Annotated in this window: 16 protein-coding genes; 12 read left to right on the forward strand and 4 right to left on the reverse strand. The window is 46.2% G+C overall.

Annotation, left to right across the window (positions count from 1 at the left end; genetic code table 11):
• From ppdK to GRP75_RS05930, 4 genes are all read left to right on the forward strand, one after another.
• Window positions 1-2,341 (forward strand): pyruvate, phosphate dikinase (ppdK, locus tag GRP75_RS05915; RefSeq protein WP_160788836.1); only part of this gene is annotated, 2,341 nt, incomplete at its 5' end.
• Between the two features lie 218 nt (window positions 2,342-2,559).
• The gene (locus GRP75_RS05920; protein WP_160788837.1) at window positions 2,560-3,858 is read left to right on the forward strand and encodes an extracellular solute-binding protein; all 1,299 of its coding nucleotides are present in this window, start codon (window positions 2,560-2,562) and stop codon (window positions 3,856-3,858) included.
• Between the two features lie 414 nt (window positions 3,859-4,272).
• The gene (locus GRP75_RS30430; protein ID WP_160788838.1) at window positions 4,273-5,001 is read left to right on the forward strand and encodes a LytTR family transcriptional regulator DNA-binding domain-containing protein; all 729 of its coding nucleotides are present in this window, start codon (window positions 4,273-4,275) and stop codon (window positions 4,999-5,001) included.
• Between the two features lie 433 nt (window positions 5,002-5,434).
• Window positions 5,435-6,538 (forward strand): hypothetical protein, encoded by a 1,104-nt coding sequence (locus GRP75_RS05930; RefSeq protein WP_076295731.1) that lies wholly within the window; start codon window positions 5,435-5,437, stop codon window positions 6,536-6,538.
• A gap of 79 nt (window positions 6,539-6,617) precedes the next feature.
• On the opposite strand, the gene GRP75_RS05935 is transcribed toward GRP75_RS05930, so the two are convergent.
• A complete protein-coding gene (locus GRP75_RS05935) occupies window positions 6,618-7,454 on the reverse strand; it encodes an AraC family transcriptional regulator (RefSeq protein ID WP_160788839.1) in 837 nt (278 codons plus the stop codon).
• 137 nt (window positions 7,455-7,591) lie between these two features.
• On the opposite strand from GRP75_RS05935, the gene GRP75_RS05940 reads away from it, so the two are divergent.
• Window positions 7,592-8,878 carry a Gfo/Idh/MocA family protein gene (locus GRP75_RS05940; protein WP_160788840.1) on the forward strand — a complete coding sequence of 429 codons (1,287 nt, stop codon included), beginning with the start codon at window positions 7,592-7,594 and terminating at the stop codon, window positions 8,876-8,878.
• 111 nt (window positions 8,879-8,989) lie between these two features.
• Here the strand turns inward: GRP75_RS05940 and GRP75_RS05945 are convergent, their stop codons facing one another.
• Entirely contained in the window at window positions 8,990-9,829 is an 840-nt protein-coding gene (locus GRP75_RS05945) for a carbonic anhydrase (protein WP_160788841.1), read from the reverse strand.
• 217 nt (window positions 9,830-10,046) lie between these two features.
• On the opposite strand from GRP75_RS05945, the gene adhP reads away from it, so the two are divergent.
• Window positions 10,047-11,063 carry an alcohol dehydrogenase AdhP gene (adhP, locus tag GRP75_RS05950; RefSeq protein ID WP_160788842.1) on the forward strand — a complete coding sequence of 339 codons (1,017 nt, stop codon included), beginning with the start codon at window positions 10,047-10,049 and terminating at the stop codon, window positions 11,061-11,063.
• 76 nt (window positions 11,064-11,139) lie between these two features.
• On the opposite strand, the gene GRP75_RS05955 is transcribed toward adhP, so the two are convergent.
• A complete protein-coding gene (locus GRP75_RS05955) occupies window positions 11,140-11,505 on the reverse strand; it encodes a winged helix-turn-helix transcriptional regulator (protein WP_160788843.1) in 366 nt (121 codons plus the stop codon).
• A 187-nt stretch (window positions 11,506-11,692) separates the two neighbouring features.
• Between GRP75_RS05955 and GRP75_RS05960 the strand changes: the two genes are divergently transcribed.
• The 5 genes from GRP75_RS05960 (at window position 11,693) to GRP75_RS05980 (ending at window position 18,101) form a co-directional block, all read left to right on the forward strand.
• A complete protein-coding gene (locus GRP75_RS05960) occupies window positions 11,693-12,889 on the forward strand; it encodes an MFS transporter (protein ID WP_160788844.1) in 1,197 nt (398 codons plus the stop codon).
• A gap of 31 nt (window positions 12,890-12,920) precedes the next feature.
• Entirely contained in the window at window positions 12,921-13,763 is an 843-nt protein-coding gene (locus GRP75_RS05965; RefSeq protein ID WP_160788845.1) for an aldo/keto reductase, read from the forward strand.
• Window positions 13,764-13,932: 169 nt separating this feature from the next.
• Window positions 13,933-14,955 (forward strand): LacI family DNA-binding transcriptional regulator, encoded by a 1,023-nt coding sequence (locus GRP75_RS05970; RefSeq protein ID WP_160788846.1) that lies wholly within the window; start codon window positions 13,933-13,935, stop codon window positions 14,953-14,955.
• A gap of 184 nt (window positions 14,956-15,139) precedes the next feature.
• Entirely contained in the window at window positions 15,140-16,615 is a 1,476-nt protein-coding gene (locus GRP75_RS05975) for a glycoside hydrolase family 32 protein (RefSeq protein WP_160788847.1), read from the forward strand.
• 67 nt (window positions 16,616-16,682) lie between these two features.
• The gene (locus tag GRP75_RS05980) at window positions 16,683-18,101 is read left to right on the forward strand and encodes a sucrose-specific PTS transporter subunit IIBC (protein ID WP_013308350.1); all 1,419 of its coding nucleotides are present in this window, start codon (window positions 16,683-16,685) and stop codon (window positions 18,099-18,101) included.
• A 193-nt stretch (window positions 18,102-18,294) separates the two neighbouring features.
• Here GRP75_RS05980 and GRP75_RS05985 read toward each other — a convergent pair whose 3' ends face one another.
• A complete protein-coding gene (locus tag GRP75_RS05985; protein ID WP_160788848.1) occupies window positions 18,295-19,083 on the reverse strand; it encodes a helix-turn-helix domain-containing protein in 789 nt (262 codons plus the stop codon).
• A gap of 179 nt (window positions 19,084-19,262) precedes the next feature.
• Between GRP75_RS05985 and pyk the strand changes: the two genes are divergently transcribed.
• A complete protein-coding gene (pyk, locus tag GRP75_RS05990) occupies window positions 19,263-20,678 on the forward strand; it encodes a pyruvate kinase (RefSeq protein ID WP_023986598.1) in 1,416 nt (471 codons plus the stop codon).
• The last annotated feature ends 91 nt before the right edge of the window (window positions 20,679-20,769 follow it).

Below are 20,769 nucleotides of genomic sequence, written 5' to 3' on the forward strand. Positions count from 1 at the left end.
GAATGATGAAACCGTGCGTGGATTGGCAGAACAGTCGAGAAATGAAACCTTCGCCTATGACTGTTACCGCAGATTTATTCAAATGTTCGGCGAGGTCGTGCTAGGAATAGACTCCATCCATTTTAATCAGCTTCAGGAGCAGAGCAAGCAAACCAACGGGCGTGTCAGTGACCAAGAGGTTAGCGCAGGAGAATGGAAGGAACTGATCGCAAATTATAAAGATCTTGTCGCAGAGCGGAGTGGACAGCCGTTTCCACAGGATGTGTATCAGCAACTGCAACTGGCGGTGGGGGCTGTATTCCGCAGTTGGAACAATATGCGTGCCAAGGTTTACCGGAAGGCTTTCGGCATTCCAGATGAACAAGGAACAGCAGTGAGCATTCAGGCCATGGTGTTTGGCAATCTCGGCAACGATAGCGGAACCGGAGTGCTCTTCACCCGCAATCCCTCCACAGGTGTGAAGGAACTGTACGGTGAGTATATGGTAAATGCTCAGGGAGAGGACGTCGTGGCAGGAATAAGAACGCCTAACCCTATTCCACAACTTCTGGAAGAGCTGCCGCTAGTCTATGATCGTCTGGAAGAGCTGGCCTCATTGCTGGAGTGTCATTACCGGGATATGCAGGATATCGAATTTACGATTGAAAAAGGCAATTTGTATCTGCTACAGACGCGCAGCGGCAAAAGAACGGGGCAGGCGGCTGTAAAAATAGCTGTGGATCTGGTGGAGGAAGGGATTATCAGCAAAGAGGAGGCTATCCAGCGGATCGAACCGTCCCACATGGACCAGCTGCTGCATCGCTCCATTGATACTTCCACACCGCTGGAGGCAATTACCCAAGGTTTTCCAGCCTCGCCTGGCGCAGCGAGTGGGCGTATTGTATTCGACGCGGATACGGCAGTGAACTGGACGAAGGATGGGCAAAAAGTCATCCTGGTCAGTGTGGAGACCTCACCCGATGATGTTCACGGAATCATTGCCGCCGAAGGGGTGCTGACGAGTCGAGGTGGGATGACCAGCCATGCTGCTGTGGTTGCAAGGGGCATGGGTAAACCCTGCATTTGCGGCTGTGACGCGCTGAGCATTGATCTGAGCAGTCGGAGCGTCAGTATCGGTACCCTGACCTTTCAGGAAGGGGAGGATATTTCACTCGATTCGACCACCGGACAGGTGTACCAAGGCAGTCTGTCGCTCAATGAGCCGGTTATTACACCGGAGTTACTGAAGCTGCTGGAGATTGCGGACGGCATTCGGACGTTGAAGGTCTACACTAATGCGGATACGCCACTCGACGCAGTCAAAGCCCGTGAATTTGGAGCCGAAGGCATCGGGCTATGTCGTACGGAGCATATGTTTTTCTCTGGCAATCGTCTACCTATCGTTCAGGCGATGATTTTGGCCGATGATCAGGAGGAGCGGATTCTTCATTTGAATCGTCTGCTCCAAATGCAACAATTTGACTTTGAGGCTATGTTCAGTGCGATGGACGGTTTACCGATGACGATTCGCCTGCTGGACCCGCCGTTACATGAGTTCCTGCCGAATCTGGAACAGCTTCAGGAGCGACATCGGGAGCTTGTGCTTTCCGGCGGCCACGCGGAGGAGCTCCAACGTCTTAAAAGCACTATCTCCAAGGTTCATGAACTACGGGAAATTAACCCTATGCTGGGTCTGCGCGGTGTTCGGCTGGGCATTCTGTTTCCAGAGATATACGACATGCAGATTGAAGCGATCTTTAAGGCCGCGGAAGCGGCACTACGCAGGGGCGTGGATGTGAGACCGGGGATTATGATTCCGCTGGTCGGTCACTCCAATGAACTCAAGCAAATGAGGGAACTGGTTGATAAGGTAGCCGTTCAGGTGCTTAGCGAGGAATTTAAGTGGTTCAAGTATCGGGTGGGCACCATGATTGAGGTTCCAAGAGCAGCCCTGCTGGCAGATAGCGTGGCCCAGTACGCGGACTTTTTCTCCTTTGGAACCAATGATCTGACGCAAATGACCTTTGGTTACAGTCGAGATGATGCTGAAGGTAAATTCCTCGGCTCCTATATGGAAAAAAACATACTGGAAACGAACCCTTTTCAGGTGTTGGATCAGGATGGCGTAGGCAAGCTGATCGAATGGGCTGTTGTCAAAGGCAGGGCAAAAAAGCCTTTTCTGGAGACAGGTATCTGCGGCGAGCATGGCGGGGATAGTGAGTCTATTCTCTTTTGTCACCGCAGCGGACTGGACTATGTCAGTTGCTCACCGTACCGGGTGCCATTTGCCCGCATTGCCGCTGCCCAAGCAGCTTTGCTTGTCAGAGCGGAGCAACCTGAGGGATCGTTGTCCGCTTTGTAGCTTATTAGCATATTCAAGGCAGCCTTGCTTCAAAGGCTGCCTTGTTCGTTTTACAGCAACATTGATATGCAGATCTCGTCGAGAACAATAAATTTTATATAGAAATGAAAATGGGGATATCGTGTCTCGCCCTCCTACATATGATGATAGGGAAAGTTTTGTAAGCGTTTCAAAAAAAGAAGACATACAACCAAGTGAAGCTACAGGAGGCGGTTAAGGTGGACAATTACATGAGCTGGATAAAGATTGGATTTTTCCTCAGCGTTCTGTTTTTGCTTGCAGCGGCATGCAGTACCTCTCCCAAAATAAAGAACACAGACGGGCAAAAAGTGCGGCTTACGATGCTGGCTTGGGGTAATCCTGCGGAGGTGAAGGTGTATCAGCGGGCGCTGGATGCATTTGAAAAGGAAAACCCATATATCGAGGTTAAGCTGGTGCCTGTGCCGGGAGACCAATATGAGCAAAAGCTGCTGACACAGCTTCAGGAAAGTCGCGGACCGGATGTGTTTTATGCGTATGAACCAACGATTGCGCGTTTGATCGGGGCGAAGCAGGTGCAGCCTTTGGGTGAGTTTTTAAATAGTGATGCGAGTGATGTGAAGGCTGAGGATTTTCCGGAAGGATTGTGGGGACCGGCAAAGCGTGACGGGGAAATCTATGGGGTCACTCCCGACTCCAACCCGATGGTCATGTATTACAACAAAAAGGTATTTAAGGAAGCAGGCGTGAAGACGCCGCAAGAATACTATGACGAAGGCAAGTGGAACTGGGATGCTTTTGAGGAGGTTACATCCAAGCTGAAGGCAGCTGGAAAGCAGGGTTATATTGCGGAAAACTGGTGGGCTCACTGGTATTCATGGGTGTGGTCGAATGGCGGTCAGATCTTTGATGAACAAGGCAAATATGTGCTGGACCACAATGAAAAGGGCAAGGAAGCCTTCAGTTTTATGTACGATATGGTGAAAAAGGGAAATGCGGTATATCTCGGCTCGCTTCCCAAAGGGCAAGGGGCTGACGCGATGTTCATGTCCAATCAAGTCGGCATGCTGGCGGCGGGAAGATGGCTGGAGCCCTTGTTTAGTCAAAATAAAAGCCTCAACTTCGATTATATCTACTGGCCATCCAATACCGGTAAGAATGAGCCCGTCGCCATTCCGGTTGCCTATGTAGCTGTAAACAAAAATAGTCCGCATGTGCAAGAGGCCATGAAGCTGGCAGCATTCTACGTCTCTGTGAAGGGGCAGGAGGCGCGGCTAGTTGAAGGCGGAAATGCCATGGGTACACTTGCTGCGGCCGATGAGAGCATTATGAAAAAGGCGACAATTGAGCATTCAAGCTATTTGACTGAGGGACGTAACATAGGGCATGCTCATGGATCTGCACTGGCCTATGATGCTCAGGTGCCGGGGTTGAACTCGGATATCACGGAAACCATCGACCTGATGTTCCTGGGCAAGCAGGATGCTGCGGCAACCATTGAAAAGTTGAATCAGATCATATCCAAGGCGGTCAGGTAGGCACGGGATGGGCTATGACCGGGGAGGAAGGTGACAAGATGCAGAAAAAGCATCAAGCGCTGTGGGGCTGCCTTTTCATTGGCCCCCAGCTTCTGGGTCTGTTAAGCTTTTGTTAAAAATTGTTTTCCAGGTTCTGATTAGTTACCCCTTAAAAAGTCAGAGTTTCGCCTTAAAAACAAGCAAGGAATTCGAGTCGCCCATGTAGAAGTTGTTGTTGTCGAGGGAAAAAAGATTCCAAATAAGTCGTCTCGTGCTACGCCGTATTATGAAGGAAACCCGTCTGAAGATGAATTGCCCGTCCCCGTCATAGAATCACATATCAAGCAATTCGGTAAAGCGCCGCAGGCTGTAGCCACCGACCATAAATTTTCAACACTTGTATCTTAACTGTACAAATGAAGGAAGTGGTATGCCGTGAAGGTCGTAATTTGTGAAGACGAATGTTATTGGCGCGATGCGTTAAAAGCGTCTATATCTCGGTGGGCTTTAAATAAAAATATAGAGCTGCAATGTGCTGATTTTTATTCGTCCCAGAAATTAATTCAATATCTTAATGCTCACATAGATATAGACGTAGTTTTGCTCGATATTTCGCTAAGTAGTGAAGAAGATATTGATGGGATGACTACAGCAAAGCATATCCGAAAAATGGGCAATCGGGTACCTATCATTTTTGTTACCATTGATTCTGCTCGTGCTATTGACGGATATTTAGTGGAAGCAATGGGCTTCTTGAAAAAACCTATTGACGAGAAGCGACTTTCGCTATTTTTGGATAGAGTAGTGAAGCAAAAAAAACCGGAGCGAGTGTTCACTATCATAGCAGAGTCCACCATAAATAGTGTTCGTCAAAGTGATATAGTTTTTGTGGAAGTGAATAATCATACGATAATCTATCATACAACAAAAGAGGAAATCTATCTTAGAGGAACCTTAAACAAAGTGATGCAGTTATTAGGCTGTGAAAATTTTATCCAGATACATAGGTCGTATGTAATTGCAAAATCTAAAATCTACAGAGTAAAAATAACTTATCCATATTCCGTCGATATTTTTAATGGTCATGAGATTACCAATCTCCCTGTGAGCAGGAATTATATTACTAACCTGCTTGAGGTATATTCAGATGATGTATTGCAGTGAATATTATAAATACAGTATGCTTTCTTGAAGTCTTTTGAACGAAATGTAGCGTCGTACTGATACCCTTGGCGTAATCAGTCCTATCATCAGAAAGGCATGCCCAAATTAATGAAGGGTGCCGCGAAACAGCTAATTTACAGCTGGTTTGCGACACCCTCTTTTAGTTGTCCGGACGGAAATTTACTCGTATTTCATGCTGTTTACGACATCAACATACTATCTACGCCAGTCCATTGAAATTTCTTCTGTACTATTTAATAATCTAGACACAACAGAAGAAACGATTGACTCATATTCAAAACTACGAAAGGAGAATGCGAGTGATATAGACTTTTACGTTATGCATCTTAGAGATGATCATGTAGATGACTTCCTAGAACGAAGGTTACTAATTTTTTGAAAATAAGTATCTCAATCGTGAAAGGAGTACATTATGAAATTTGTCAGAAAAAGTGTTAGTTTTATTTTGGCAATACTGCTCATGTACAGTGTTTCAGTAGTTCCCTCTTTCGCGGCAAGTGAAACAACGTCGCAAGCGGCTAAGGAAGAGACGAAGAAGGCAGAAATTCAATCCATGTCCTCGATACCGTATTCTGCAATGGATACTCAAAAATTTGAAAATCTAGATGAAATATCTCCGGACGAAGCGAAAAAGATTTCCACAGATTCAACCCAGAGCAGAACCGTTAAACCGCAAAGCGCATGGGGTATCTCTGAACCTGTATTTGTAGGAGATGGCACTCTCAGTGATTCATTTGATAGCTACGCGGTTTCTCTCACTGCAAAGCAGCTATCATTCCTAAAGCTGGATTCCAGCAATCCAAATCTGTTGGCTATTCTGTACAATGTCAATGCCAACGGCTCGTTAGGCAGTTCTACTGGATGGGGTGTTAAAGCAAACGGAGGTCAAGCATACATTAATATCCCGGCAGGTAAATATGCGATTGTAATTGGTTCTGCGACAGGTGAAGAAAAAGGCAGCTATAAATTGATGTGGAATGCTTCCAATCCATCGGGTGCCTCTGCCATTATCAATTGTACAGCTGACCTTTCCAGAGTCGTATTGTATTATGATCTTTCAACGATCCGCAGCAACGGAGATAATATCTTAACGGGACTCAATTGGGAAAACCACGAAACCTGGTATACCCCAAATGGGTATTCCGCTAGAGATATGAGCATTTCAGTAGCTGAAGTAAAGGGCGTATATTTGGGGTCGTTCTCCAGTAGTGCACCCTATTCTGCTCCAAATGCATTACTGATTGAAATCAATAAGGGGTCATGGCTGTATAGTAACAGCTATTATCGTAATGTAAAAGGAGATGTAACCCATATTATGGATTACACCGATCCTTCGGGTCTTCAAACTCCGAGAACCTTTGGAATAGGGGAAGCCGATTTTTCGTATGGTCCTAATTACATCGTTATTAATTTGGACACATTCCAGGTTTGCGAGTTCTTAAGTCCATTCAATTATTTTTATACTTCAGATGGTGGCCGCACCTATTCGCTTACCAAGCTACAAAAAATATCTTAAATCGAAATCTTCATCATTGTCTAAAAGCAAATTATTGAAGGCATCACCTTGATGGGAGTTAAGGAGTAGGGGTATTCCTCTACTCCTTTTTGTATTTTTTTCGGTACTGTAGTGGGGTGTGCCCAGTAAGGTGCTTGAATACACGACCAAAGTGAGCGATGCTGTCAAAACCCGTTTTTTCAGCAATGGAAGTCACTTTCCAGCTCGTTTCTCTTAAATACGCCCGAGCCTGCTGGACCCGCACATCCTGAAGATATTCTACTAAGGTAAAACCTGTTGTCTGCTTGAAAATACGGCATAAATACGTGCTGCTAATATAAAAATGCTCAGCCAGCTGATCTAGCGAGAGGCTCTCTTCATAATGAGCATGCAGGTATGCGATGACCGAGTACACGCGTTGCTGCTTTTCGCTACGTTCCGGTGCAATGGTATCGGCAGTGGCCGATTGTATGCGCCGGATGCGGATAAGGAGCTGGAGTAGCAAGCTCTGGAGATATAGTTGGCGGTAGGCATGTTCTTGGTGGTATTCATTTAGCATTTGCCGGAATAGGTGCTCCAGCTCGCATTGTTCTTCCGCGGAGGGGCGAAGCAGAAAGCTTTTTTCTGGCAGAAGAAGCTGATTCTGATCGCTGGGGGGAGAGACGGTCATTGACGAGGCAGCAAATTCTTCATCAAAGTTAATCAAAATCCGTTCATGGCTACCACTACCCTTGTTACTCGTACGGTGAAAATCATGTTTGCTGATCCAAATCAGATCGCCCTTCTGGAGCGCGTATACCCGCTGATTAATGTAGTAGTAGCGCTCTCCTGCCAGCAAATAATAGATTTCGTGCGCTTGGTGGACATGGTCGGCAGACATGCTGAATGGCACCTTCCGCAGTGCTTGCTCGATGGCAAAACGGGGTGTAGCGATCATATCGATAGTCTCCTTTAATAAAAAATGCATGAGGATAATATATGTACACTTTACGGGAAAAATCATAATAAAAGCGAAGATTTTGCTCTTTCTTATACTATAAAATAAAAGCAATTCATGTAAAGGGTGTGAACCAATTGGCTAAAATCAAATATGCACTTGTGGGTACTGGAGGAAGAGCCGAATTTTTTTACGGTGAAGTTGTTACCGTTTTCAAAGATACCTCGGAGCTGATCGCGTTCTGTGACGTCAATCAGACGAGAATGGATTATGCCAATCGGCTGTTGCAGGAGAAATACGAGCATGAGCCGATTCCGACCTATAAAGCTCACGAGTTTGATCGGATGATCGCGGAGACGAAGCCAGATATCGTCATTGTCACGACCATTGACCGGGTGCATCATCGGTATATTATCCGGGCGATGGAGCTGGGCTGTGATGTCATTTCCGAGAAGCCGATGACGGTGGATGAAGATAAATGCCAAGACATTTTGGATGCCATAGACCGCACGGGACGGAAACTGCGCGTCACCTTTAACTACCGCTATGCGCCACATAATACGAAAATCCGTGAGCTGATCATGGACGGGACGCTCGGAGAGGTGCTGTCAGTCAATTTCGAATGGCTGCTGAATACACAGCATGGCGCGGATTATTTCCGTCGGTGGCACCGAGACAAGCGCAATAGCGGCGGTTTGCTGGTGCACAAGTCGACGCATCATTTTGATCTGATGAACTTCTGGCTTGGCTCAAAACCGGAGACGGTGTATGCGATGGGGGATCTGAAATTTTACGGACGGGAAAATGCGGAGCAGCGTGGCGTGACGGATTTTTATCAACGAGCTTACGGCAGCAAGGCAGCGGAAAATGACCCCTTTGCGCTACACCTGGACCGTAACGAGCATCTAAAAAGCATGTATCTGGACGCTGAGCATGAGGATGGCTATGTGCGGGATCAAAGCGTATTTGGCGACAATATCAGCATTGAAGATACGCTGAGTGTCATGGTGAAGTATCAGAACAAGACGGTAATGAACTATTCGCTGAATGCTTACATGCCTTGGGAGGGCTTTATCATCGTATTTAACGGCACGAAGGGACGGATGGAGGTTCGGGTATCCGAGCAATCCTATGTTAATTCCGGTGGCAGCAAGGCAGATGAGGGTGCGCTAAAAGAGAAGACCATCACCATCTATCCCCACTTTGCAGCACCTTATGAGGTCGAAGTGGAGGAAGGCCAGGGTGGTCATGGCGGAGGAGATCCAGTTATGCTGCGTGATATTTTTGATAAGCCGGCAGAGGATCGGTTTCATCGTGCGGCCTCACATATTGACGGTGCATGGTCCATTTTAACAGGCATTGCCGCCAACCGTTCTATGCGTACAGGTCAACCGGTGAAGGTGGAGGAACTGGTGCGCTTGTAATGAGCAGTAAATTTAATACCCAAAAGCCCCCTCTAACTAGATGAATAGAGGGGGCTTTTGGGGTGTATTTATATATAGAATGCACCTTACATCTTACGGCACTTTATTTTATTATTTATCGGCAGTCAGTTCCCGGGTTCCCAGTTGTTGTACAGGACGATGGTTATCGGGGAAAATGGCAGCAAACTGGTTGATTTGGTCTGCGGACATTTCAATAGGCTGTTCCAGCACTGTCCAATGTACATGTTCTGTGCATGGCGGGGTAGTCAGCGATCCGTTGTAGCGAACGGAGTGCAGGTCTTTTGGCAGCAGCGCAGCGAGATTTATTTCTTCATCTAGAGCCGCCGCTTCTTGGGAATTATCCTTTGGTAGTTTGGACCAAATGCGGTTGAAAGCCTTGTTTTCTTTGCCACTTTGGATAAGGACCCCTAAGACAGCTGTGCTTCCGTTGTCGCTTTGATGGACAAAATGAAGCTCCATTTCAGCATTTTTACCATCTATTTGGTGTTCGCTCGGGTGATGAAAATGAAACTGCTTTAAAGTGAATTTAGTACCGTCCAGCATGATGCTATTGCTGGCATCGGCAACATTGATTTGCACAGTGTGCCCATTATTCAAAATGGATGCTTTCGTATTAGTGTAATGAACTTGCAGCGGTTGCTGCGTTTGCGATGCTTCCAAATGGGTATGCTCTATATTGACAGGAGATTGTTCGTGGCCGTTACCACAAGCAACAAAATCTTTTTCCAGATCTCCCCAATGTTCCGGTCCCTGATCTCCTTCATAGGACCAGTGTGGGCCTTTCTGAACGACTGCATGAGCGTTAGTAGCTGATGAGGATGAAGTGCTGGTGGTACTAGAAATGGCGGGCTGTGAATTGCATCCTGTTACCGACACAACCAAGATAATGGCAAATATGCTGAACAGGCAACCTTTCCAGTTTTTTTTCATGTTTCTTTATCCTTCTTCCAAATAGAGTATGTGAAACTTTTTACATTGTAAATTATTGTACAAAGTTCCTACAAGGGTCCAAGGGCTTAGAAAGAAGCGTTTTTGGATTAAATAGTTTTAAGTTAGATTTATATTTGTCCTTTTCGGGCAAAAATTACTATAATAATGGAGTGTGTATTACAAAATAATTCCATATCTATTTAAAGGAGAGATCTACATGAAAGCAGCAATTGTTACAAAAGACAAGAAAGTCAGTGTAGAAGAGAAACCTTTACGCTCTCTGAAGCATGGAGAAGCGTTAGTCCAAGTCGAATACTGTGGAGTTTGCCACACAGATTTACATGTGAAAAATGCAGATTTCGGTGATGTCACAGGCAGAGTTCTGGGGCATGAAGGTATTGGAAAAGTCATTGAATTAGGCGAAGGAGTAACCAGTCTTAAGATTGGTGATCGCGTAAGTATTGCCTGGATGTTCGAAAGCTGCGGTCACTGCGAATATTGCCTAACCGGGCGGGAAACGCTGTGTCGTGAAGTTAAAAATGCCGGATATACGGTAGACGGTGCAATGGCAGAGCAATGTATTGTCACAGCTGACTACGCGGTCAAAGTACCAGATAGTCTTGACCCTGCTGCTGCAAGTAGTGTAACTTGCGCAGGGGTTACAACATATAAAGCAGTTAAAGTAAGTGAAGTCAAACCAGGACAATGGATCGGTATCTTTGGCATTGGTGGCTTGGGTAACCTGGCTGTGCAATACGCCAAAAATGTATTCAATGCTAAAGTTGTAGCCTTTGACATTAGTGATGAAAAACTAGAACTGGCCAAACAAATTGGTGCTGACTATATCGTTAACAGCATGAAAGAAGATCCGGTCGCCCGAGCTAAGGAGCTAACAAACGGTGCTGGTCTGGACGCAACCGTGGTTACTGCTGTTGCCAAAACACCTTTCAACCAGGCCATCGACGTTGTAAAGGCTGGCGCGCGTGTTGTAGCTGTAGGTCTTCCAACTGATAAGATGGATCTGGACATTCCACGTCTGGTTCTGGACGGCATTCAAGTTATTGGCTCCTTGGTCGGCACTCGTGAAGACCTTAAAGAAGCGTTCCAGTTCGCTGCAGAAGGTAAAGTCGTCCCTCTTGTACAAAAACGTCCGATCGAAGACATTAATGAGATCTTCGAGGAGATGGAGCAGGGCAAAATCCAAGGACGCATGGTCATCGATTTCACAAATTAAAATGATGTCCAATTCGTAACCCTTGGAATTCGGAGAGAGAAGCGCCTGCTGATGTATGCAGGCGCTCTTTTTGGCTTTACAGCTTATTCAGAATGTTATCTTCCAAAACCGTAGATTTATCCCCGTATTCTTTAATAATATGTCTTTCTCCCCAAGCACAAAGAGAATCTAAAATGCCTTTCAGACTACATCCATATTCACTAAGCTCGTACTCCACTTTGGGTGGAACCTGATTATAGCTAATCCGATTGACAATGCCGTCTTCCTCTAATTCACGAAGCTGCTGAGTCAGCATTTTTTGTGTTATGGAAGGCATGATCCGTTTTAATTCGCTTGTCCGCATCTTTCCATGTGTCAAGTGACACAGAATCACGCATTTCCATTTCCCTCCGATCACCTCTAACGTCGCCTCAACAGAGATATTGTATTTTTTCTTCCCCAATGCCGATCCCCCCATGTGTTTCGCTTCTGTTATACATACCTTAACAGTCTGTTTTGATCAAAAATAACTTTATTTAGGGTACTTTTTAGTACCTATATCACTAAAAAGTACGTACTGTTCATATTTGCTTGAATAACTCATAATAACATCTGCTGGTCGAAGATTTCTATAGATAGGAGTGAAAAACATGTCGTCAGAATCAAAACGAAGTATCTGGCCATTACTGGCTTTAGCCGTAAGCGCCTTTGCGATTGGGACAACTGAGTTCATCAGCGTGGGACTGCTTCCCCTGATCGCTGAAGACTTGCACATATCTGTAACGATGTCTGCACTAACTGTAACGCTATATGCATTAGGAGTTACCATCGGGGCACCTGTCTTGACCTCATTAACATCAAGTGTTCCCCGTAAAACGTTGCTGCTGTGGATCATGATTATATTTATTGCAGGTAACAGCCTCGCTGCGGTCTCTAGCGGAATTGCCTTGCTGCTGATTGCACGTGTGATCTCAGCGTTCGCTCATGGGGTGTTCATGTCCATCGGTTCCACTATCGCGGCCGATCTTGTGCCGGATGATCGGCGAGCGAGTGCGATTTCCATTATGTTCTCCGGGTTGACCGTAGCCACAGTCACAGGTGTACCTTTGGGTACCTACATTGGGCAGCAATGGGGTTGGCGGGCTGCATTTATGGCGATTGTGGTCGTCGGTGTAGTGGCACTCATCGCCAATCTGATTCTGCTGCCATCTACGCTGCGCAAAGGGGACAAGACTCCTTTCCGCGAGCAGGTCAAACTGGTTACCAATGGTCGCTTGCTACTCGCATTTATCATTACAGCTTTGGGGTATGGAGGCACATTTGTGGTATTTACTTATTTATCTCCATTACTTCACGACATAACCGGATTTCAGCAAAGTACGGTAACGTTTATACTTTTGCTGTATGGAATTGCGATTGCCATCGGTAATGTCATTGGCGGAAAAGCAGCCAACCGCAAGCCGCTTTCAGCTTTGTTTTACATGTTTTTGATTCAAGCAGTGATCCTTTTTCTCCTGTTGTTCACGGCACCTTTTAAAACGGCAGGACTGATTACGATCTTCTTTATGGGATTGCTTGCGTTTATGAACGTGCCCGGGTTACAGGTATATGTAGTCATGTTGGCCGAAAGGTTTGCACCCAAAGCTGTCGATGTTGCCTCTGCTGTTAATATTGCAGCTTTCAACGCAGGGATAGCCATCGGAGCTTATGTAGGCGGGATTGTAACGGATTCACTCGGTCTCATTCATACGGCCTGGATCGGGAGCATTATGGTTTTCGTTGCGGTTCTGCTCACAGGCTGGAGTCGTATGCTCGAAAAAAGGGATACAACCACCATTACAGGTTAAAGCTTTTAAAAAATAGAGAGGAAGATACAAAATGACACAAAACTTACAAAGCACAACATTGTTAAACAATGGAGTTCACATGCCTTGGTTTGGCATTGGGGTATTTAAAGTGGAAGAAGGTTCGGAGCTGGTCGATGCTATAAAGGCTGCTGTAAAGCATGGCTACCGCAGTATAGATACAGCTGCAATCTATGCGAATGAAAGCAGTGTAGGGCAGGCTATTCAGGAAGCCCTTCAGGAAAATAATCTGTCCAGAGAAGAACTGTTCGTCACGTCCAAAGTGTGGAATGCAGATTTAGGCTATGAAGAGACACGAGCAGCTTATGAAGCCAGTCTGGACAAGCTGGGTCTGGAATATCTGGATCTATATCTGATTCATTGGCCAGTTCAAGGAAAGTATAAAGAAGCTTGGAGAGCTTTGGAATCCTTGTATAAAGAAGGACGGATTAAGGCGATTGGAGTCAGCAACTTCCAGATTCATCATTTGGAAGATCTCATGAAGGATGCTGAAATCAAGCCAATGATCAATCAGGTGGAGTTCCATCCACAATTAACCCAAGCCGAGCTGTTGCAATTCTGTCAAAAGAACGACATTCAAATGGAAGCCTGGTCTCCGTTAATGCAAGGCCAATTGCTCGATCATCCGGTACTGCAAGACATAGCGACCAAGTATGGCAAATCGGTGGCGCAAGTGATTTTACGCTGGGATGTGCAGCAGGGAGTTGTCACCATTCCCAAGTCTACCAAGGCGCATCGGATCGTCGAAAATGCCGACATTTTTGACTTCGAACTGACGCGCGAGGATATGGGACGAATTCAGGCGTTAAATGCCGATCTTCGGGTAGGTCCAGATCCGGATAACTTTGATTTTTAAAATTACGTTCATCATGATACGCCGTTTTCTTCTTCATTGAAGGGGACGGCGTTTTTGTCCATGATGGGTCTGAGCCACAGCAATCCAATCCCGCCATATGGTATTATAGGGTTATGTGAAAAGAGACGTTTTGGAAGCATATGAATATGAAAAATCTCCGGGGGACTTCATGAATAAGACGATTGCAGATATAGCCCAAATGGCTGGTGTATCCAAGAGCACGGTATCTCGTTTTTTGAACGGCGGGTCTGTCAGCGTGGATACGAAACGTAAAATTGAAAAAGTGGTTAAAGCCACGGGGTATGTGCCCAATGCCTTTGCCCAGAGTCTTAAGGCGAAGCGGACCAACATTATCGGCACCGTTGTGCCGCGTCTGGATTCTTTTGCGACATCCCATACGTTGATGGGGATTGATGAGGAGCTGCGTTCTCAGCATTATCAGATGCTGATCTCCAATACGAGCCAGGATCTACAGCGTGAAATTGAAGCTATTTATGAGCTGGGCCGACAAAAGATTTCGGGTATCATTTTGCTGGCTGCTCAAATTACAGACGACCATCTGACCGCGATTCGTGACATCGGTATTCCGGTGTTGCTGGTGGGCCAGCAGCACGAGCAGCTTCATAGCCTTATCCATGATGACTATCGTGCAGGATATGATATCGGCACGTACGTTTTGTCACAGGGACACCGCGAAATTGCCTACGTTGGTGTTACTGAAAAGGATGTTGCCGTCGGTGTGCAGCGCAAGGAGGGCTTTAGGCAGGCTGTTCGCGATGCATTGCCTGCTGAGTCTCATACGGACGATGCGATGCGAGCAGCAGGGTATGATATCAGATACTATGAGACCGGATTTAAAATGTCCGATGCACGGATTGCTGCATCCGCCATTTTGGACCATTTCAAGCCATCGTTAATGGTGTGTGCTACGGATAATATCGCGCTGGGCGTAATCAATGCGGCTTATTCCAGAGGGATTGTCATTCCGTCAGATTTGTCGGTAACTGGCTTTGGGGGATACGATATTACGGAGGTCATTCACCCTGCCCTGACAACCGTTCAATATCCGTATATGGAGGCTGGACGTGTAGCAGCGCAAAATATTATGCGGCTGGTAGAACATAAATCGGTAGAAAAAGTGACGGTCATGAATTATTCCCTTATCGAAAGAGAAAGCGTTGACAAACGCTGAACAAGTGGATTATAATTTCTTCGAAACCGGTTCCATAGCATTCGGGCACAAATGGAATCGGTTGCAAATCCATGGATGAGTATATTTTTTTAATCGCATGGGAACCGGTTCCTATAGAATGTTTTTTTCATTGATTTGGAACCGGTTCCTGAAGCGAGAGTTTTAATAAAAATGAGGTACACCTATGAAAATGACAAGAGAACAAAAGTATCGAATGATCGAGCAGGCAGAGCCCGGTGAAATAGCCAGCTTGGAGGAGAAAGTGGAGCAATGTCACTGGCGGCAGGCGTTTCATATCCAGCCACCGACAGGTTTGCTCAATGACCCCAATGGCTTTTCATATTACCAAGGTGAATACCACTTATTTTATCAGTGGTTTCCGCTCGGAACGGATCATGGGATGAAATACTGGTATCATCTGAAATCCAAAGATTTGGTCACATGGAATAGTGCGGGCATTGGTATTGCACCTGGGGATTATTTTGATTCGCATGGGGCTTATTCGGGCAGCGCACTGGAGCATGAGGGCAAGTTATATATGCTGTATACGGGAAATGCACGAGATGAAGATTGGATCAGACATCCTTATCAATGCATGGCTGTTATGGACGATAAAGGTCACATTACTAAATGGGAGCACCCCGTTATTTCCAATGTGCCAGAAGGGTATACAGACCATTTTCGTGATCCCAAGCTATGGAAAGACGGCGATAGCTTTTACTGTGTGATTGGTGCCCAGAGAACGAATTTAACAGGCTGCGCCGTCCTCTACCGATCAACCGACCTTCGTACGTGGCAGTTTGAGGGAGAATTGTGCACAGGCCTGAAATCGTTTGGCTACATGTGGGAATGTCCAGATTATTTTGAACTGAACGAAGCGGGGGTCTTGATCTTTTCTCCTCAGGGCTTGGAGCCTTCTGGGGATGAAAATCACAATATTTATCAATCGGGCTATGTAATCGGCAAGCCGTTGGATACCGGGACAAGAAGACTGGAGCACGGCGCATTCCACGAGCTCGATAGAGGCTTTGACTTCTATGCGCCACAGACGATGATTGACCCACAGGGGCGGCGTATTATGGTGGCATGGATGGGCCTGCCGGATATCGAATATCCCACAGATCCGAACGGATGGGCTCATTGTCTGACATTACCAAGGGAGCTTACGCTTCATGAGGGCAAACTCTTGCAGCGGCCGATCCCTGAGCTAACTACGCTACGTAGAAATCGTGAGGATCGGGTAGCTGACACGTTATTCTCAGAGAGCAAAACCTATGAAGGATTTACAGGTACGGCCTATGAGCTGATCTGTGAGGTAGATCTTTTGAGCGCTAAGGTGTTTGGTATTGAATTCCGTGCGAGTGAGACTGAGAAGACGGTGATTAAATATAATGCCGTCAGCCGCAAACTTGTATTGGACCGTTCGCAATCAGGTGAGCCTGTAGCCACTTCGTATGGTGAGGTACGGCAGTGTTCATGGGATAAAGATCATATCAAACTACATTTGTTTGTAGATACGTCTTCAGTTGAGATTTTCGTCAATGATGGGGAAGAGGTGTTCACCAGTCGTATTTTTCCGCATCCAGAGAGTGACGAAATACGCTTTTTTGCCGACAAGGGAGAGGCTCTCTTCCAGGCGGTAAAATGGGATTTTACATGAGTAGGCTAAAACATCAAGTGGTTCGTTAATCATCAAACATAACGGAATGAACGAGAGGATGAACATCATGGCGGAAAACAGAGAAATAGCTAAAGAAGTGATCCAGGCAATCGGTGGGCAAGAAAATATTGCATCTTTTGCTCATTGTGCGACGCGCTTGCGAATTATGGTGCATGACAAGGAGAAGATTGATCAGAAAAAAGTTGAGGAGATCGACAAGGTCAAGGGTGCTTTTTTCAATTCCGGGCAATATCAGATTATTTTTGGTACGGGTACGGTAAATCGAATTTTTGAAGAGGTCGAAAAGCTTGGCGTAACCGGTTCATCTAAAGAAGAGGTGAAGAGTCAGGCGAAAAAAGAAGGAAACGTCTTCCAACGCTCCATCCGTACCTTTGGCGATGTGTTTGTACCGATTATTCCTGTACTGGTTGCTACGGGGCTGTTCATGGGGCTACGTGGCTTGCTCACTCAGCCGCAAATTCTCGCTCTACTCGGCATGACGCCACAGGACATTTCACCCAATTTTCTATTATACACACAAGTATTAACGGATACGGCCTTTGCTTTTCTGCCAGCGTTAGTCGCATGGTCAGCCTTTAGAGTATTTGGTGGCAGTCCAGTGCTGGGTATCGTTCTTGGTCTGATGCTGGTAAACCCGGCCTTGCCCAACGCTTATAGTGTTGCGGACGGCTCAGCTCACCCGTTGACGATGTTCGGATTCATTCCTGTGGTGGGCTATCAAGGCTCAGTATTGCCAGCTTTCTTCGTGGGCTTGATCGGAGCCAAGCTGGAGCGGGCGCTGCGCAAACGGGTGCCTGAAGCGCTAGATCTGATTCTTACACCGTTTTTAACACTGTTAATCATGATCACTTTGGGATTATTTGCCATCGGTCCAATTTTCCATTCACTCGAAGAATGGGTGCTGCACGGAACAACGTTTGTGCTGGATTTGCCTTTCGGTATTGCAGGGATTGTCATCGGTTTCTTGCATCAGATTATCGTCGTTACAGGTGTGCATCATATATTTAATTTCTTGGAGATTCAACTGCTTGAAAAGAACGGCGTAAACGCCTTTAACGCCATCATTACCTGCGCTATGGCTGCTCAAGGTGCTGCCTGTCTGGCGGTTGGACTGAAAACGAAGAATAGCAAGCTGAAAGCGTTAGCACTTCCTTCCTCGTTGTCTGCTTTTCTAGGGATTACGGAGCCGGCTATTTTCGGGGTCAACCTGAGATACATGAAGCCTTTTGTCATGGGCCTCATCGGTGGTGCGGTTGGCGGTTTTATCGCTTCAGTCTTCCATTTGGCGGCTACAGGTATGGCAGTTACGGTCATTCCGGGCACGTTGCTCTACATGAATCATCAGCTTCCGCTTTACATTTTGGCGAACTTGGCTGCTATGGTTGTAGCGTTTGTCCTGACCTGGATGTTTGGCTATAACGATAAAATGTTGGAAGAGGTCAAAACAGCGGGTTCCTCCAATTAACACCACCCAAGTAATGCGAATACACGCAGATTTATACGCGTAAGCATAAATATGATGGTCGTTCTACATGGAACGCTCTTGGTCCCTAGTGAAAAAGGGCTACTAGAGCAGGGTTCCAGGTGGAGCGACCATTTTTATTAACTAAGGATTTTGCAAAAATCCTGAACTATGAAATCCGCTCCAGATCATCAAACTAAACGATTGAGGAACGTTCATCCAGAAATTCGGACGGCGAGCAGCCTGTCAACCGTTTGAAGATTCGATGAAAATAGGAAACATCACTATATCCCACATACTCCGAAATTTCACGAATCGTTAGCCGGGACTCGGTCAGCATGTAGATGGCGGTTTTAATACGTTGTGTATGTACATGCTCACTGATCGTTTGGCGTGTTACCTCACGCAGCAGCGTCGCGGCATAATTGGGGGTTTTACGGATGGCGTCGCCAAGCTCCTCCTTGGTTACCTTTTCCCGGTAATGGTTCTGGATATACTGTTTCATATGTTCTACATGTCGCTCTCGATCGCAAGAAATGCCGCCTTTGTCCCATTCCTGATTCATATATATCATGGCCTCGGTCAGCAGACAGTCAGCCATCATGGTGTAGTAGCTTGGGTGTTCAGTCCATTGAAAGTACATCGATTTGATCCGTTCATGCAGCATATCGTAGCATCCAGGTTTGATCAACAACGGCTTGTCAGTATTCAGTATGGGAAGTGTGCTGTTCGTACATGTTTTGCGGCAATGTATCACATACTTGGTATGAAAAAGCGTAGGAATGCTCTTGCCATAGTAATCCAGATGACCGGGTAAAAGCAGTGTTTCACCCTTACCGAGAATGAATTTGCAATCGTTCACCCAATATACACATTTGCCAAAGGTGACCAAAATGAACAGTAAGTCATCGTTGTCGCTATTTGCACTAGCCTTTTCATACCAGTCCACACCGTTGTCCTGCCGTATATCCACCAATGTAATCACGAAACTCACTCCCCGATGTCTTCAACATTCATTATACTGTAGTACATTCATCATACTATAGTTCATAGTCTTGGTGCACGGGTACAGGTAGAATAGAGCCATATAAGTTTAATGTAGATAGAGAAGCAAAGTGGAATAGAAAACCATACAGTAAAGACATTCAGGAGGATGACATTACTATGCTTAAAACGAAAATTATTTGTACTATGGGACCTGCCTGTGACTCCATTCATTTGTTAAAAGAAATGATTCAGGCTGGTATGACTGTAGCCCGCTTGAATATGGCTCACGGTGAACTGGAAGATCACGTTAAACGTATCGAAAATGTGCGGCAGGCTGCGAAGGAAATGAATACCTTTATACCTGTCATGATGGATATTAAAGGACCAGAAATACGGATTGGCAAGCTGAGAGAGGCATCTTGTCTGTTGAAACCAGGTAGCCAGCTCATTCTGACCACAGAAGAGATTCTAGGGGACGAGCATCGTATTTCAGTGAATTACCCGGATATGCCGAAGGACATCAAACCAGGCGACCGCATTCTCATTGACGACGGTTTGGTTGATCTGACTGTAACCTCCATCGAGGGTACGGAAATGATTTGTAATATTGTAAGCGGCGGTATTTTGAAGCCGAGAAAAGGTGTAAACCTGCCAGGGATTCATACAACCCTTCCAGGCGTGACGGAGCGAGATGTGAGGCACATCCAATTTGGGGTGGAGCAGCGTGTTGAGCTTATTGCGGCTTCTTTTGTGCGTAAAGGCGACGATATCCGTGAAATCCGTGAAATTTTGAAGGGACATCATGCTGAGCATGTACAAATTTATTCCAAAATTGAAAATGCTGAAGGCATGGAAAACCTGGATGATATTATCGAAGCTTCCGATGGCATTATGGTAGCCCGTGGCGATCTGGGCGTCGAAGTACCGATTCAAGATGTGCCTGTGATGCAAAAAGAAATGATCGACAAGTGTAATCTGGTTGGCAAGCCCGTTATCGTAGCTACCCACATGCTGGAATCCATGCAGGTGAACCCACGTCCGACGAGAGCCGAAGTTAGTGACGTGTTTAATGCCGTTATGCAAGGAGCCGATGTTGTTATGCTGTCGGGCGAATCAGCTGCGGGTAAATATCCTGTCGAGTCTGTACGGACCATGGCCGCTGTAGCTGCCAGAGCAGAATCGCAATTCGATTATCAGGAGCAGTTCGATAAGCGTAGAGCACGTCAAAGCACCAACATTACCGAAGTGATTAGTCAGGGTGCGGTGAGTTCATCCCTGGAGCTGGATGCGAAAGCGATTATTACGTCGACTGCCAGCGGATTCACGGCACGTATGGTGTCCAAATATCGTCCGAAGGCACCTATTATTGCGGTTACTCCGAATAACACGGTATTCGCTAAAATTTGCCTGTTATCCGGTGTGTTCCCGATCAAAGGGGATAAAGTAGCTACAACGGATGAAATGTTCGAATCCTCCATCCGTAACGCGCTGAATGCAGGATATATCCATAAAGGCGATACTGTAGTCCTGTCAGCAGGTGTTCCTGTCGCTGAGGCAGGTACTACGAACTTGATCCGAGTATATCAAGTGTAAGTTAAAACAAAATATAGACAAGCCAAAAGGCGCTGGCCCTCCATGGGTTCAGCGCCTTTTTGACATGAATTCGGAAGCATCTCTGAGGGGG

This window comes from Paenibacillus sp. OT2-17 (assembly GCF_009827695.1).
Taxonomy (GTDB): Bacteria; Bacillota; Bacilli; order Paenibacillales; family Paenibacillaceae; genus Paenibacillus; species Paenibacillus polymyxa_B.

Excerpts from the sequence above, each read along its gene's own strand:
- GRP75_RS05960 (WP_160788844.1), top strand. The coding sequence starts at position 11,693 with ATGTCGTCAGAATCAAAACGAAGTATCTGGCCATTACTGGCTTTAGCC.
- GRP75_RS05935 (WP_160788839.1), bottom strand. The coding sequence starts at position 7,454 with ATGATCGCTACACCCCGTTTTGCCATCGAGCAAGCACTGCGGAAGGTG.
- GRP75_RS05945 (WP_160788841.1), bottom strand. The coding sequence starts at position 9,829 with ATGAAAAAAAACTGGAAAGGTTGCCTGTTCAGCATATTTGCCATTATC.
- adhP (WP_160788842.1), top strand. The coding sequence starts at position 10,047 with ATGAAAGCAGCAATTGTTACAAAAGACAAGAAAGTCAGTGTAGAAGAG.
- GRP75_RS05965 (WP_160788845.1), top strand. The coding sequence starts at position 12,921 with ATGACACAAAACTTACAAAGCACAACATTGTTAAACAATGGAGTTCAC.
- pyk (WP_023986598.1), top strand. The coding sequence starts at position 19,263 with ATGCTTAAAACGAAAATTATTTGTACTATGGGACCTGCCTGTGACTCC.
- GRP75_RS05980 (WP_013308350.1), top strand. The coding sequence starts at position 16,683 with ATGGCGGAAAACAGAGAAATAGCTAAAGAAGTGATCCAGGCAATCGGT.
- GRP75_RS05970 (WP_160788846.1), top strand. The coding sequence starts at position 13,933 with ATGAATAAGACGATTGCAGATATAGCCCAAATGGCTGGTGTATCCAAG.
- GRP75_RS05930 (WP_076295731.1), top strand. The coding sequence starts at position 5,435 with ATGAAATTTGTCAGAAAAAGTGTTAGTTTTATTTTGGCAATACTGCTC.
- GRP75_RS05975 (WP_160788847.1), top strand. The coding sequence starts at position 15,140 with ATGAAAATGACAAGAGAACAAAAGTATCGAATGATCGAGCAGGCAGAG.